The 14,868-nt window shown below is 43.9% G+C and carries 17 protein-coding genes; 7 read left to right on the forward strand and 10 right to left on the reverse strand.

Annotation, left to right across the window (positions count from 1 at the left end):
• Positions 1-14: 14 nt before the first annotated feature.
• Together AB6D93_RS09175 and AB6D93_RS09180 are read left to right on the forward strand one after the other, a co-directional pair.
• Positions 15-779 (forward strand): EAL domain-containing protein, encoded by a 765-nt coding sequence (locus tag AB6D93_RS09175; RefSeq protein WP_102332685.1) that lies wholly within the window; start codon positions 15-17, stop codon positions 777-779.
• A 209-nt stretch (positions 780-988) separates the two neighbouring features.
• The gene (locus tag AB6D93_RS09180; protein ID WP_102332684.1) at positions 989-2,860 is read left to right on the forward strand and encodes a hybrid-cluster NAD(P)-dependent oxidoreductase; all 1,872 of its coding nucleotides are present in this window, start codon (positions 989-991) and stop codon (positions 2,858-2,860) included.
• Between the two features lie 106 nt (positions 2,861-2,966).
• On the opposite strand, the gene nadE is transcribed toward AB6D93_RS09180, so the two are convergent.
• A complete protein-coding gene (gene nadE / locus AB6D93_RS09185; protein WP_102332683.1) occupies positions 2,967-3,797 on the reverse strand; it encodes an ammonia-dependent NAD(+) synthetase in 831 nt (276 codons plus the stop codon).
• Between the two features lie 109 nt (positions 3,798-3,906).
• Here nadE and AB6D93_RS09190 point away from each other — a divergent pair, with 109 nt between their 5' ends.
• Both AB6D93_RS09190 and AB6D93_RS09195 read left to right on the forward strand, forming a co-directional pair.
• Positions 3,907-4,428: a nicotinate-nicotinamide nucleotide adenylyltransferase gene (locus AB6D93_RS09190; protein WP_017064305.1), complete on the forward strand. Its 522-nt coding sequence runs from the start codon at positions 3,907-3,909 to the stop codon at positions 4,426-4,428.
• A gap of 27 nt (positions 4,429-4,455) precedes the next feature.
• Positions 4,456-4,941: a hypothetical protein gene (locus tag AB6D93_RS09195; protein WP_017064306.1), complete on the forward strand. Its 486-nt coding sequence runs from the start codon at positions 4,456-4,458 to the stop codon at positions 4,939-4,941.
• 133 nt (positions 4,942-5,074) lie between these two features.
• On the opposite strand, the gene AB6D93_RS09200 is transcribed toward AB6D93_RS09195, so the two are convergent.
• Positions 5,075-5,701 (reverse strand): AraC family transcriptional regulator, encoded by a 627-nt coding sequence (locus tag AB6D93_RS09200; protein ID WP_102332682.1) that lies wholly within the window; start codon positions 5,699-5,701, stop codon positions 5,075-5,077.
• A gap of 175 nt (positions 5,702-5,876) precedes the next feature.
• Here AB6D93_RS09200 and AB6D93_RS09205 point away from each other — a divergent pair, with 175 nt between their 5' ends.
• Positions 5,877-6,983 (forward strand): 1-acyl-sn-glycerol-3-phosphate acyltransferase, encoded by a 1,107-nt coding sequence (locus AB6D93_RS09205; RefSeq protein WP_017062764.1) that lies wholly within the window; start codon positions 5,877-5,879, stop codon positions 6,981-6,983.
• Positions 6,984-7,125: 142 nt separating this feature from the next.
• On the opposite strand, the gene AB6D93_RS09210 is transcribed toward AB6D93_RS09205, so the two are convergent.
• A complete protein-coding gene (locus AB6D93_RS09210) occupies positions 7,126-7,725 on the reverse strand; it encodes a hypothetical protein (protein ID WP_065583700.1) in 600 nt (199 codons plus the stop codon).
• A gap of 103 nt (positions 7,726-7,828) precedes the next feature.
• Between AB6D93_RS09210 and AB6D93_RS09215 the strand changes: the two genes are divergently transcribed.
• Positions 7,829-8,125, forward strand: coding sequence for a YnjH family protein (locus tag AB6D93_RS09215; RefSeq protein WP_102332681.1), 297 nt, complete (start codon positions 7,829-7,831; stop codon positions 8,123-8,125).
• A gap of 36 nt (positions 8,126-8,161) precedes the next feature.
• Here the strand turns inward: AB6D93_RS09215 and AB6D93_RS09220 are convergent, their stop codons facing one another.
• The gene (locus AB6D93_RS09220; RefSeq protein ID WP_102332680.1) at positions 8,162-8,461 is read right to left on the reverse strand and encodes a YfcZ/YiiS family protein; all 300 of its coding nucleotides are present in this window, start codon (positions 8,459-8,461) and stop codon (positions 8,162-8,164) included.
• A 530-nt stretch (positions 8,462-8,991) separates the two neighbouring features.
• On the opposite strand from AB6D93_RS09220, the gene AB6D93_RS09225 reads away from it, so the two are divergent.
• Positions 8,992-9,453: a TetR/AcrR family transcriptional regulator gene (locus AB6D93_RS09225; protein ID WP_004731875.1), complete on the forward strand. Its 462-nt coding sequence runs from the start codon at positions 8,992-8,994 to the stop codon at positions 9,451-9,453.
• 394 nt (positions 9,454-9,847) lie between these two features.
• Here AB6D93_RS09225 and AB6D93_RS09230 read toward each other — a convergent pair whose 3' ends face one another.
• The 6 genes from AB6D93_RS09230 to AB6D93_RS09255 all read right to left on the reverse strand — a co-directional run bounded on the left by AB6D93_RS09230 (position 9,848) and on the right by AB6D93_RS09255 (position 14,712).
• Complete coding sequence (locus tag AB6D93_RS09230; protein WP_102332679.1) at positions 9,848-10,630, reverse strand: heme ABC transporter ATP-binding protein; 783 nt, start codon at positions 10,628-10,630, stop codon at positions 9,848-9,850.
• Positions 10,630-11,667, reverse strand: coding sequence for an iron ABC transporter permease (locus AB6D93_RS09235; protein WP_017064312.1), 1,038 nt, complete (start codon positions 11,665-11,667; stop codon positions 10,630-10,632). The genes AB6D93_RS09230 and AB6D93_RS09235 overlap by 1 nt, the downstream gene beginning before the upstream one ends.
• A 103-nt stretch (positions 11,668-11,770) precedes the next feature.
• Positions 11,771-12,658: a hemin ABC transporter substrate-binding protein gene (locus AB6D93_RS09240; protein WP_102332678.1), complete on the reverse strand. Its 888-nt coding sequence runs from the start codon at positions 12,656-12,658 to the stop codon at positions 11,771-11,773.
• A 148-nt stretch (positions 12,659-12,806) separates the two neighbouring features.
• On the reverse strand, positions 12,807-13,220 hold the full coding sequence (locus AB6D93_RS09245) for a biopolymer transporter ExbD (RefSeq protein WP_017062756.1): 414 nt from the start codon (positions 13,218-13,220) through the stop codon (positions 12,807-12,809).
• A complete protein-coding gene (locus AB6D93_RS09250; RefSeq protein ID WP_017064315.1) occupies positions 13,217-13,918 on the reverse strand; it encodes a MotA/TolQ/ExbB proton channel family protein in 702 nt (233 codons plus the stop codon). Before AB6D93_RS09250 ends, AB6D93_RS09245 begins: the two co-directional genes overlap by 4 nt.
• A gap of 2 nt (positions 13,919-13,920) precedes the next feature.
• On the reverse strand, positions 13,921-14,712 hold the full coding sequence (locus AB6D93_RS09255; protein ID WP_017062754.1) for an energy transducer TonB: 792 nt from the start codon (positions 14,710-14,712) through the stop codon (positions 13,921-13,923).
• Positions 14,713-14,868: the final 156 nt, after the last annotated feature.

The raw sequence follows: 14,868 nt of genomic DNA on the forward strand, positions 1-14,868 counted from the left end.
AAAGAGGTTTGTTTATGAATACGAATATGTTGTCTGAAAATTTACAAGCCGAAGCACTTGTTGACGATGTTAATCAGGGATTGTTTTATCCTGTTTTTCAACCGATAACTAATGGCAATGGAACTGTCGGTGCTGAGGTTTTGTTACGTTGGGAAAAAGGGCACGATGTTGAATCGTCAATTCGCTGTCTGTTAGACTCTAAGAAGATTGCATGGTTTACTCAAATATTCTTGTTAAGAGTGTCCGAGGAATTATTGTCTCAGAAGAAAATGATTGATTTTCTGACTATTAATATCTCCCCTGATCACGTTTTAAGTTTCACTTTTCTACGTGATATTTCCCCAATTTGGCAAGCATGTAATAAGTTGGGTATAACCTTATGGATTGAGCTTACTGAGAATGAACAATACCCGGTTGGCATTGACGAGAAAAGGATGATGTCCCAGTTTGGAGTATGTCGTGGTCTTGGAATTAAAATCGCGATAGACGACTATGGCAGTGGTTATAACACTGGTGAAGCACTGATTAGGGTTGTTAAACCGAACATAGTGAAAATAGATCGGTCGTTAATGAGAAACCGGAGTGATAATTCGACCTTTTGGGAGCGTCTTAGATTTTTAGCTCGGAAGTATCAGATTGAATTGTTATCTGAAGGTATAGAAAACCATGAAGATTTACGTTTTGCACAATCGCAGGGCATAGATTATTTTCAGGGCTATCACTTAGGCAAACCTGGCTCATTGAGTCAATTGTCGAAACAAGGTGCAGCATATTGCTGATCTACTTAAAAATAGCGTGAATAAATTCGGGTTACTTTTAGTGTGTAAAGCATCATCGTTAGTTTCAAGAGTTTTAGGTTTGCCGGAACATAATGCCATTCTATTAGTTTAATCATGCCTACTTAGTATCAAGTGTTTAATGCCTGCCAGTTTATCTATTTATAACCATTTGTTAGCATTGGGACAAACAACAAAACATTGGAATCGTTATGTCGCAGTCACCTTTGGATCAAAAGGCTTTGGAGCAAGAGCTTTCAGGTCAACAGCCCTCCTTATCTCAAATTAATGTGTTTCCGGTTAAATCAGTAGGTGGGATTGCACTCTCTTCTGCTTGGGTCGAAAAACAGGGCCTTACCTTCGACAGACGTTTTATGTTGGCCTTGGCTGACGGCTCAATGGTGACGGCGCGTAAGTACCCTAAAATGGTCAATGTGTCTTCTAGCTTGCAGCCAGACGGTTTGATTTTTACTTACGAAGGCAAAGAACCGCTGCGCCTAAAATATGCAAACTTCAAGATGCAAGAAGCGCCTGCAACAGTGTGGAAAGATAGCTTCACTGCGTATACCACCAACGACGAGGCGGATGATTGGTTTAGCGATGTGCTTGGTGTTCGCGTAGAACTTCTGTTCTGTGGTGAGCAATCTAATCGTGTTCGAGAAAAGCTTGGTCAGAATGTCAGTTTCGCCGATGGTTACCCGATGTTAATCATCAGCCAAGCTTCGCTTGATGAGTTGAATCGCCGTAGTCCTGAAACGCATTCCATGGATCAGTTCCGCACCAATTTTGTCGTCTCAAACACTGAAGCGTTTGCTGAAGATGGTTGGAAGCGCATTCGAATTGGTGAGGTTGAATTCGAAGCGGTGAAGCCTTGTGAGCGCTGTATCCTAACGACAGTCGATGTTGAGAGCGGCGAATTCAGAGCAACAAAAGAGCCACTCAATACCTTTTCTACGTTCAGAGCCAATGAACGTGGTGGCGTTTTCTTTGGTCAGAACCTTGTGGCGAAAAATGAAGGTCTGGTGAAAGCGGGTGACGTTGTTGAGGTACTTGAAACCAAAGAGAAAGAACACTACGAAGACTCTTGGGTCGAGTCACTGCACTTAACTTGCGTCGAGCGTGAAGAGATCGCTCGCGACTTCACAACCTTTTGGCTAGAGCCAGCGAAAGAGAACAATTTATTACCAAGCTATCAGCCGGGGCAACATCTACCGATTGAAATGGTAATTAATGGCGAGAAAGTGTCTCGTCGTTACACGTTATCTTCTAGCCCTTCACGCGCAGGTCGTTTGGCGATTTCCGTGAAGCGAGTGGACGATGGTCAAATCTCAAACTGGCTCAATGATCACTTCCAAGTCGGTGACACGCTAGTTGCTCAGAATCCAGATGGCGCATTCTACTTAGAAGATAACCCAACACATCCATTACTGCTGTTATCAGCGGGAAGCGGCATCACCCCTATGTTGTCGATGCTTCGTTACTTAGCCGACCATGGTCAGATTGATGATGTGGTGTTCTATCACCAATGCAGCAGCGAAGAAGATATCCCTTATCAAGCTGAGATTGATAAGATCGCCAGTGAGCACGCGGGTCTTCGTGTGATCTATTCATTAAGCCAACCAACCAAAGAGTGGGATGGTTTGTCTGGGCGTCTAAGCGTGTCGCATGTCGCTAAAATTGAAGAGCTACACAAGCGTCAAGCGTTCGTGTGTGGCCCTGACGGCTTTATGGACAATGCCAAGAAACTACTGATTCAAATGGGGCTTAACCCTCAACATTATCATCAAGAAGCGTTTGGTGTTGCTCAGTCTACCGAAGAGGCGGTGAAGCAGCTGCAGTTAAGTGTGAACGGCTACCTGTTTGAAGGTAATAACCAATCAACCCTGCTAGAGCAAGCTGAGTCGGCGGGTGTGTCTATCGCTTCAAGTTGCCGTGCTGGTTTCTGTGGCGCTTGTAAAGTGACCCTTGAGTCAGGGCAAGTTCACCAACCGGATGTGCCTGCATTGCAAGAACATGAACGTAATATGGGTCAGATACTGGCGTGTTGTAGTGTGCCTCAAACTGATATCGAAGTTGTAGACTAACTCGGTAGGTCGGAAGGCCAGAAAGAAAAGCACATTGAATAGAAAAGGCCGGAAGTTCACTGAAATGAACTTCCGGCCTTTTTGATTCTAAGATTAATTCAAACAATTAATCGTAGATCGTTGGGATCGGTTGACGCTTGTGCTGTGTTGCTTTGTAGATGCCTACTAAGCGGTCTGACACGTCTTGAGGGACTTCTTTACCTTCAAGGAAATCATCGATTTGGTCGTAAGAAAGGTTCAATGCTGCTTCGTCGGCTTTCTGTGGATCAAGCTCTTCTAGGTCGGCAGTAGGCACTTTCTTAACCAATAGCTTTGGCGCACCTAGCGTTGCTGCAAGTTCACGAACTTGACGCTTGTTCAGGCCAAACAAAGGCGCTAAATCACATGCACCGTCACCGTGTTTGGTGTAGAAGCCAGTGATGTTTTCTGCTGAGTGGTCAGTACCAATCACAAGACCACCAACGTAACCCGCAATTTCGTATTGCGCGATCATGCGAGCGCGAGCTTTCACATTACCTTTAACAAAGTCGATTTTTGCTGAGTCTGTTGGTAGTAAACCTGTACCTTCAAGTGCAACGTGAGATGCTGCGTGAAGCCCATCAACACCCGCTTTGATGTTTACAGAAACAGATTGAGAAGGCTGGATGAAAGAGAGAGCAAGTTGTGCTTCATCTTCATCTTTTTGTTCGCCGTAAGGTAGGCGAACCGCAATGAATTGGTAGTCGTTGCTGCCAGAGTTTTCATTCAGGCTATCCACGGCCATTTGTGCCAAGCGGCCACAGGTCGTTGAGTCTACACCGCCACTGATACCAAGGATCAGAGACTTGCAGCCTGACTGCTGAAGTTTCGTTTTAATAAAGTCCACACGACGAGTCACTTCGAAGTGAGGGTCAATTGAAGGTAGTACGCGCATTTCGTCACGAATTAACTGTTCCATTCGTATTCCTTTCCTGCAAGCAAATTAAAAATCTAGTGTTATCATACCTAAATCATCCGATTTAAAAACCTCTTTGCACAAGCTTAGAAAGAGAAGGCAGTAATAAATAATGGAAAAAATAGCCATTTTCGGTAGTGCGTTTAATCCGCCGAGCTTAGGGCACAAAAGTGTGATTGATTCGTTGGCTCACTTTGACAAAATTCTACTTGTTCCAAGTATTGCCCATGCTTGGGGAAAAGAGATGCTAGACTTTGATACGAGATGTCAGTTAGTTAATGCATTTATCAGTGATCTTTCACTGGATCAAGTTGAGCTTTCGTTGATCGAAAAGAGCTTATTTACACCCGGCGAAAGCGTGACGACTTTTGCTGTACTCAGTGAACTGCAAAAGTTACATCGTGACGCTGAACTGACGTTTGTTATTGGCCCAGATAACTTCTTTAAGTTCTCATCTTTCTATAAATCAGATGAGATTACCGAGCAGTGGTCTGTAATGGCTTGCCCTGAAAAAGTGAAAATTCGCAGCACAGACATACGTAATGCACTGATAAGTGGAAGCGATGTTGCAAAACTGAGTACAAAGTCAGTTACAAAGATGTTGCAAGATAGTGGACTGTATCAGATAATGTGAGTTCACTAATCAAGAGGTCAGAGGACTATGCTAAAGAGCGCGATACCAGCGACGTTGATCATGGCAGCATGTAGTATGCCTGCGTATGCTGAGTGTGATTTTTTTAGCTTAGATTCAATCATGCTGACTTCTGATGAAGATGACAATTGTCTAGATTTCTCGACCAGCATTGAGTCTTTTGGCCAACGTATGATGGAAATCAGTGGGCTGAGCGATGATGAACCGGAAAGCACACCGGACTATTGGTCTGACTGGGTTCTTCAAACCAAAGACTCGCCATTGCTGACACAAAGCATTGAGTCAAACTATGTTGGCTTGGGTATGTGGTTTCCAGAAGACCTTGAAGATGAGCAGTATGATATGTCGACTGAAGAGTGGTTGATGAATCATGGTCTTCAACTCAGCATCGGTTTTGGCGAGAAAGTCGAAGGGCAGCCGCGTATGCGCTTTGATTATCGTTGGCACGACTCACGTGACGCCGACCTAATGATGCAGGTTGAGTTGCCATTTTAGACAGGCAGATACACAGATAGATTGCTATCTACGTCTAAATAGTAAGAATTAAAAAAGCCGCAAAAACTCAGTTTTTGCGGCTTTTTAGTATCTGGCTTGCGAGTTTTAATACCAGCACTCACTTTCCGCCAAGCTATAAATCTTCACCAAAAACAAGCATACACAGTTGCTCGAACTCTTCTTCTTTACCTGAGAACAGATCATCAATCACAAGTGAACGTTTTTGACCTGACTGCATGCGTTTCTTCGCTTCTCGCATCACCATCACCAGAGTGTGCTCTTGTGGCAGGTTTGAATCATCAATGTTCCATTGATTGAATCGCTGAGAAAGAGCACTTTCACAAAGCAGTGGTTTAAACGACAACACTTCTTGCTTTAATACAGAAAGCATATCTTTAAACGCTTGTTCCGTATTATTGGCATTGGAAGCGCGAGCTTTGGTTTGCTCTAGTTTTTCTAGTAGTGCCGAAGAGAGGTTGGTTTGCGTAATGTAACCCGCTTGTCTTGGGAATGAATCCGTCAAACGAACAGAAAAATCGACACGGTTAACCTGAGTGTTTGGAAAGTAGGTCAGTGACGTTAGGCAGTCGTGTGGAATCCAGACGCTTTGTCCTGGTTCAACGGCATACTCTTGTTTGCCTAACTTAATCAAAACCAAGCCATTTTGAACCGATACAAGGCTATGTTTAAGTACTTTCTTGCGTGGTGTGATCACCAAGTGTGAAAAGTAAGCCGATGTATATTCAATAGCGAAGTTCATAGATAGTACCTTAATTTTGGGGCGTCAAGATTACCGTTAATCTTAAAGAATGCCAACAATAACAGGGGATTTTCAATGTTTCTGGTCTGACCTTGTCAAAAGTATGGGCTCTGTAGCTGCGAGAAGTCAAAACAACGCGTAGAATGAGCCAGCTTTTTATTATATGAATTAAAAAATGACCTCTCCAACCGATCCATATGTTGATATTCGTCCTTACGGCGATGATGAAATTCCAGCGGCACTAAACCGTCTTATTAATGATGAAGAATTTATCAGTGCAATCTTGCATTACCGTTTTTCAAACCATGCGTCTTGGTTCAAAGCATTAATGAGCCCGATTTTGCGTGTGTACTTAAAAATGAAGTGGAGCAAGCTGACTAGCGTTGAATCCATTCAGATTGAAGTGAAAAAGTACTTACGCGACACGTTAGCGAAAACCACTAACGGTGTGACGTACACTGGTATCGAGTCACTGGATGCGAACCAAGCTTATCTGTTTGTATCAAACCATCGTGACATTGCTATGGATCCTGCGTTAGTAAATTACGCTCTGCATCAAAATAATCATCAGACTTGTCGTATCGCTATCGGAGACAACCTGTTGAAAAAGCCATGTGCGACTGAATTGATGCGTTTAAACAAGAGCTTCATCGTAAAGCGTTCTTTGAAAGGACCGCGTGAGATGATGAAAGCGCTAGGGCAGTTGTCTTCTTACATTAAGCACTCTCTAGAAACGGGCAACTCAATCTGGATCGCTCAAAAGGAAGGTCGTGCGAAAGACGGTAACGATTTTACTGAGCCAGCAATTTTGAAAATGTTCCACGTTGAAGGACGTAAGCAAAAAATTGCTTTCCCTGAATACGTGAAGTCATTGAAGATTGTTCCTGTGGCTATTTCTTACGAGAACGACCCATGTGACACGGCTAAAGCGATAGAGCTTTTCGAAAAAGACGTAAACGGCAGTTACGAAAAGGGTGAGTTTGAAGATATCGAAAGTATCATTCAAGGCATCATCGGTGATAAAGGACGCGTTCACGTTGGTTTCGGTCAGGTTATCGACCAAGATTTTGATACGCCTGAAGCGCTTGCTGAAGAGATCGATCGTCAGATCCACGATAACTACAAACTGTTCCCAGTAAACTTGCTGGCAGCAGAAAAAGAAGATGAGTCGATTACAGCGGCCGTTAAACAAGAGTTTGAAGCTAAACTGTCGAGTCTGCCACAAGGTGCGCGTCAGTATTTGATCGATAGCTACGCCAACCCAGTGAAGAACATTGGTTAACGAGCGTTAGTTAGCTTGCTAGTTGATTAGCAACTTGATTGAATTGAAAAAGGAGCCTTGGGCTCCTTTTTTTGTTTCTGAATCGCTACTTGCTGCTGCGATCGAGCACTAACGTATTAGAGCATTAGAGCATTAGCCTGAATTAGCGAGCGACTGCACCACCGAGATCTAGATTGGTTGGCCATTTGGTTACGGTGTTGCCGCCCAGATAGATGTTGCCTTTGACTGTCATGGTCTCGGGGAATGTTGTAATCCCAGAACCACCTATATAAAGGTCGCCGTCAATCACGATCCCGTTGGGTAACTCGGTTAAAGGAGTGCGGATCACGCTCAGATCGCCTTTTACTCTAAAGCCATTCGGTAGCCTTTCCAGTGGAGTGTCGGTGAGGTTGATAAAGCCGCCCACTCTTACACCTCTTGGCCAGCTCGTGATTTGGCTGCCAATCAAGTCGACGTAACCTTTTATCTTAACCCCGCTCGGGACTCGAGCGAGTTGGCTGTTAGAGCCTTTAAGGCTGCCGTTCACTTCTAACCCTTTGGGTAGGCGTGTGATCGCAGTATTCTCTATATTGAGATTACCATCTACCACCAAGCCAGTTGGAAGTGATCTATAAGGCTTATTTCGTAGATATAAGTTTCCGTAATTATCGAGATGGTTCAATATTTGATAGTGATCGAGTGGTTCAGCACTGACATTTGTTATGGTTAAGGAACCAATAATAAGTGCAATTATTCTGAGCATAACAGGCTTCTTATTACGATAGACGCTTACACTATAATGGAAAAATTAATCTCGCATAGTGTTTTACCCATTTGGCGGTAGATTAACGAGGAATGGAGCAAAGATGATAGGTAAATCAATGATTAGAGTAAATATACGAATTATTAAGGTCTTTCTGATAGCCGCTTCATTGTTTGGCTCAATGTCTGCGAGTGCCAATAAAGTAATTTCAACGCCCGGTAAAGCTGCGGTAGTGGTGACACAAGGCAGTCAACAGCAACGAGTTTGTTATTATGATGACAAGGCTTATAGTATTGGGGCAGTGTTAGAGGTAGGGGGCGTAGTGATTCAGTGCGCTGCAGAAAATGATTTTGAGCAAAATGGGTCACTGGCTTGGGTTCAATTAAAAAAAGACGAGTAATTCACTCGTCTTTTAATAAGCATATAAATGCTTATATTAACGCGCTAGAGAGCGAGTCTTAAGTTCAAAAATAATCTTCTCAGCGCTAACTTCAAATTTAAAGCGAGCGTGAAACTCTGTGCTTTCTTCAGTCATCTCTGATGCTTCGAACTCAACGTTGCTAGACACTTGTTTAGCAAGTTCAACATACTTAGCAAACTCAGCTTCAATCAGTGCTTTTGAGTTTCCGTAAACCGTTACTTCAGCAACATCGTCGCCTTCTTTAATGATGAACCCGATTTCGCCTGCACAGCCGCAAGCCTCACATACATCGTTGTTACCAATATCTTGGCTCATAAATAATCCTCTTACAAAGTCTGAGGTTATTCTAACGAGCAATTTGAACTGTATCTACAAAAATTAAAACCTTTGAACTAATTTATACTGGTATGCTATGTTGTTTGTTAAGGTGTTTGATGAATATCTATATTCGCGCCGCCAAATATGTATGTGATTTACCTCACGTTTTGTTGAAGAGGAATGTTATTAATATGTCAGAATATCATTCACTTAGTTGCGCCAGAAATGATTTTATAAGACTATCTATCGCTTGATAGGTATTTATACAATGAATTTTTCGTTGGGTATTTCATATTCTAAGTCGTTATTTAAAATTATCGACTTAGGATTGTAAGGTGATTTTCGAAGAATAATTAGACAAAGTGTCCAAAGAGGCATCACTGTAAAATTGTTCGTACATAGTATTTGTGTGAATTTAGTTATAAATACTTGCGAAAAAATACCTTGCTCACATAATGCTGATAACGATTTTCATTCTGACTTCATTTGATTGAGTTAGATGGATTTACAAAGAGAAGAGCCTGAATATGCCAAAGCGTAGTAAAGAAGATACAGAAATCACGATCCAGAAAATCATGGATGCCGTTGTAGACCAGCTACTAAGATTGGGTTACGACAAGATGTCATACACGACGTTGAGTCAACAAACGGGTGTTTCTCGTACAGGTATAAGTCATCACTTTCCAAAGAAAACGGATTTTACTGCTGCTCTAGACGGTCGTATTTTCAAGATGTTCATGGAACACATTGACTTCGAAAATGGCCTTGACGCATTTTCAGCTAGCTGGGTTGCAGCACTTGAAGACGCTGAGTTCCTAGCAATCTTACGTTTACTTTTCCATCATATCGTTACTGCTGAGAGCGCGCATGAGTTCGCTGCAAACGGTATTGATCGTCTATACAAGCTGACTGAAACTCAGTTTGGCGATACTAGCGGTAAAGAACTAGAGTGGCTGATTGGTAAATCATTGATTCGTATGAGCCAATAATCAGCACTCAATAAAAGAAGCTCCTACGGGGGCTTTTTTTGTGCTTGCAGTTTCACTTCTTGTACGTTTTTCTTTCAATCCCACATCGATGTCGCAGTCTTGTTGATTGATGCTGAATGATGTTATTTCCTTTCTTTTTATATGCTTACGCTCGCGGCTTGTTTACTCTTCAGTGTTAAAAGCTAAGTAACCCTAACGGGTAGTGTTCATTTCTAGAGCCTCAAATGCTCAAGGTGAGTCGTTTTGGTGCTTGCTGCTGTGGTTATTAATAAAATTGAGTTTAAGCCGAGATAGTGGCTGTGAGCCAATAAAAAGCCCCGAACAAATCGAGGCTTAGGATTACGTCATTGTTATCAAGAACGAATACTCAAAACGAGTCGCTCCTTAATCGGACTTATTGTGCGGGGTGAACCTGAGGGAAGCTCATGGTTGGGTGTTTTTCTACGATACTTTTGTAACCATACACATCTTCTATCATCGAAGGTTTCAGTGCATCCCAAGGCTTGCCATCACACACCAAATTGCCATCTTTCAATACCACCAATCGATCGGAATACTGCGCGGCTAAGTTGAGATCATGCAAAACCACGATAACCGCGGCATTGTGGTTATCGGCTAATTCTCTCGCAATCTTTAAGGTGTTGTGCTGGTGGGCAAGATCCAGTGCAGAGGTTGGTTCATCAAGCATCAAAATACATTGGTCACCAGAGTGGTGAAGCTGAGTTAACACTCGAGCCAAGTGCACTCGCTGCTTTTCACCGCCTGATAGCGAAGGATAAAGTCTTTCACTCAGGTGAGTCACATCAGCAACATCCATTTTTTGGCTAGCAATGCTGGTCAGCTTCTTGTTGGATTCTTGCAGAGGAATCCCACCAAGCTCGACAACTTCATGTGCCAAGAATGGGAAGGTCAATGTGCTGTGTTGAGGAAGCATAGCAAGGTGCTTCGCTAACTTTTGAGAAGGCCACTTGTCTTTACTGTGTCCAAAATACTGGATATCGCCGTTGCTTGATATCTCTTGGCACAAAGCTTTAAGCAGCGTGCTTTTACCTGCGCCATTTGGCCCAAGCAGTGTGGTTACCTTTGCCGCTTCAATCTCAATAGAAACGCCATCTAATATCACTTTACTGCCGAACTTCACTTCGATATCGGTCGCTTTTAAAGCTGAAGGAAACATTAAAGGATTCTCCCTTTCTGTTGAAATAGTAGATATAAGAAGAATGGGGCGCCGATAATCGCAGTGACAATACCAACAGGAAGTTCAGCCGGAGCAAGTACCACACGTGAGAACATGTCTGCGGCGGTTAGCAGTAGTGCGCCTAGTACCGCTGATAGTGGCAACAGAACTCGGTGGTCAGGGCCTGCTAACATACGACCTAAATGCGGGATAACCAATCCAATAAAACCAATCATGCCAGACAGGCTAACCGTGATACCAACGCCTGCAGCCGTCAGTAGAATCAGCTTTCGTTTCAGCTTTTGTACTGGGATACCAAGGTGTTGCGCTTCTGACTCGCCCAGTAATAGAGCATTTAGAGACATCGCTTGGCGGTAGAAAACAACAAACAAGCCAACGAGCGTGACAGCTGCCAGCAAAATTCCTGACCACTTAGCGCCCGCCAATGAACCCATCGACCACAATGAAAGATCGCGCAGCATTTGGTCATCAGCAATGAAATTCAAGAAGCCAATACCTGCGCCAGAGAGCGCACTGATCGCCACACCCGCCAACAACATGATGGTGACAGAGGTGCCGAATTTACCTGTACCCAGCTTATACACCAGCAGCGTGGTTAAAGCGCCGCCAAGAAAAGCGAACACAGGAACCGCAGCAAAGTTCATGAAAGCAGGGTATTGAAGCGATAGCTCAGAGAACAAAACGATAGCCAGTGCAGCACCTAATGCTGCGCCCGCAGACACACCTATGATGCCAGGTTCTGCAAGTGGGTTTCGAAACAAACCCTGCATCACTGCACCACACAAGGCGAGGATCGCACCAATCAGCATGCACAAGATGGTTCTAGGTAAGCGGATCTCTTGAATCACTAAGTTGATGTGAGGTGCTAAGTCATTGTTTGGTTTAATTAAGCTTGTGGCGCTGTCCGCTAAGCTAATGTTCATTGGCCCAACAGTGATCGAGTACAGCGCGACAAAAGCTAGGGTTGCACCTAGAGCTAACATCGACGTTTTCAGTGGGACGGAGCGTAACAACATAAAGGGCCTCAATATCTATCGCTAACTTCGACCTCCTTCAACAACAGCGTGAGTCAGTTGGTGAGGGAAGCGAATTAGCGATAGCAGAAATAGGGTGGTTGAGTTATAGCGGGTAGATAAGTGCGTTTAGACGCTTTGCTTCAGAGAGGCTTTCTAGGCCAAGCCCGCCAACCAAAGCACTGCCATTTACGGTAATGATTTGCTTGTTCATACCTGCAGGCGTTGCCGCTAGCATAGGCAGTGATTTCAGGATGGCATCTGCGCCGCCCATTTTTTGATAACTACGGCCGCTTACTAAAATGACATCAGGTTGCATCTCAACGAGTGATTCCATTGAAAGTGGCTTGTAAGACGTTAAGCTCTGAGCGGCAGGGTTGATACCGCCAGCTAACTCGATGATTGCGTTTGGTGATGTTTCACCGCCAGCAACGTTGGCAGGGCGACCTTCATGCAGCAACAGGAATAGAACTTTCTTCGCTTCGTTGCTTGGTACTTGGTTCGCTTTCAGTGCTGCGATCTTTTGATTCACATCGGTTTTCACTTGCTGCGAGTGAGCTTCGGTGTGGGTAATTTTTGCGATTTGGTCGATACGCTTTAATAACCCCTCAACGTTTGCTTCGGTATTGACGATCTCGACATCGACGCCTGCCGATTTTAATTGAGAGATAGCGTTGTCTGGTCCCATTTCATCCGAGCCAATCAATGTGGTTGGTTCTAGGGCAAGTAAGCCTTCCGCAGACAGGTTTCGGTGATAACCAATCTTTGGCAGGTTTTCTCCTTGAGGGAAGTGGCTGGTCACATCAATCGCGACTAACTGCTCTTCGGCACCTAATGCCAAAACCAATTCAGTAACGGCACTACCAGCACTGATGATTCGAGGTTGTTCAGCGTCGTTGGCCATTGCGGGTGCGCTAAGTGCCAGGCTGATTGCAGCTAATGAAAGAAGAGGTGTCTTGGTCTTTAATTTATTGAGCACGTTTAAGTTGTTCATAATAAGTTCTTTATATTTTCTTTTTGTATCGCGAAGATACTCAGTGAGCAGTCCGTTCGCATTGTGAGTTCGAATCGATAGAGAGGCTTAGTCTGCTTGTTTAGTTTTATCAACCAGAAGCCAAACCTCGTGAAAATTGAGTGTCGCTCTAGCCATCGTCCGTGAGCAATTGAGTCGCTGGTATTCCGTTTTCTTGAAGGAATGAAAGCAACTTCACTAGGTTCTCCACGTTAGCGGCTTTATCTGCGCCAATGATGATCGGTTTTTTATCCGTTGAACCAGTCTCTTCTAACAGCGCAATCTTGAAGTTTTCCCAGTCGATGTATTCTTGGCCGTTAATTGCCCAGTAGGGTTCGCGGTCTAAAATATTGACGCTAATTGAATCCTTGTGGACTTCAGAAACGTTTTTGACATCCGAGCTTGGCAGCTCAACTTCCAGTGACTCCAGCTTTACTGATGCCGTAAGCAATAGAAAAACCATCACGATAAAAATGATGTCGAGCAGCGGTGTTAAGTCTGGCGCTAGGCTCTGTGTGTGAGATGAGTGGGGCGTTTTAATCATGCTTGACTCACATCACCGATAGAGGTTTTGTTGATAGGCTTACCTTGAGTATCATCTGACTGATTGGTTTGAATCGACATGCCTTCTAACCACACATTCACATAGTTCAATGTATGCTCCAATTGAGCTAGCACTCGATCGGCCCATAGCCCGAGTAGCTGAGCACCAGAAATAGCTGGAAGCGCAATCATTAAACCTGCTGCTGTGGTTCGCATTGCTAATCCAAGACCATCTGCCAAATCATTAGGCGTGATGCTGCCTGTTGTCGCGGCAACGCCTTTAAACATCTCAATAAGACCAAGTACCGTACCAAGCAAGCCGATGAGTGGGCTGATCACGCCGATCAAACCAAGCAGTCTTAAACCTGCATGAAGCTGGTGGCGTTTTTCTTGTAGCCAGATCCCAGCAGCATCTTCACGTAGCCCTTTTGAGAAAGAGTGGTGAGCAAGCAACATTGACACGCCCTTGTACAGTAGCGGGCGTTTACCTGAAATCGACTGAGCAAGCGCTTCAATCTCTTTACTGTTGGTTGGTGAAATTTGGTTAAGCTCACGACGAATAGCACGTTTGCCCACACCAATGCTGAGCATGACTTGGAAGACACGTTCAGCGATGATCATTGCTGTTAATGCTGAACAGATAAGAAGAGGCCAAGTCATTAAGCCAAGTTGATCTTGTAAGTAACTGATTTGTTGCATGATTAATCCAACCTAAAACGAACAGGTATTTGTACTCGGTGAGCAATAGCTCGACCATTGACAGTGTGAGGTGAGAATTTCCATTGTTTAATGGCATCTAATGCGGCGTTATCGAGCATTAGCGCGCCTGATGAATTTACTAATGCTTGTTTAATTTGTTTGCCTTCAGCGTCTAGCCAGATCTCATACGTTGCGACACCCTCAACGCCACGGCGTCTTGCTTGGCGAGGGTAATTCGGTGGGGTAGGACGCGCAGAGAACGAAGGTTTAGTGACCAAAACCGGCTCTTGGTTTGATACGCCTTGATTTACTTCCTGAGGCTGGTTGGCAGACTCGTCCATATTCTTATCGACTTTCTTGTCGGCCAGTTTCTCTGGTTGAGTGGCTGGTTTTGGGCGTTCTTTCTTAACTACCTTTTTCTCAGTTACTGGTTTCTTTTGAACCGGCTTCTTCTCGACAACCTTTTGCTCAATCACTTTTTTCTCAACTTTCTTTGGTTGAGGTTTATTGGTGATCGCTTTTTTCTTTGGGGTTGGCTTAGCTTGCTTTGGCTCAACCGTTTTTGGTTCGGCTTGTGAGACGGTTTCTTTTATTGGCTCAGGTTTAACTGGCTCTGTGATTGTTTTTTGCTGAGCTTGTGAAGGAACGCTCTTAGGAGTGAAGTTGATCGATACCGTGTTCGATTGGCTACCTGCAGGCATCGCAAATACTTTGGATTCTTGAGCGACAAACAACAACGCGGCATGAATCACTAACGATGCACCGCCTGCAATAACATATCTAGGAACGTTCACAATCAATCCTTTACCAAATCAAAATTCTGTATCGGATTATTGCTTAGAATCTAAATAAGATCAATTATCAATTGCATTATCATTTGCGTGTATTTATGATTCTCTCAGTTTTTAGCGAATAGTCTTCCAGACTTTGCTATGTAAGTGTTTAGAGAG

This window comes from Vibrio sp. 10N.247.310.23, assembly GCF_041467155.1.
GTDB classification, from domain to species: Bacteria; Pseudomonadota; Gammaproteobacteria; order Enterobacterales; family Vibrionaceae; genus Vibrio; species Vibrio crassostreae_C.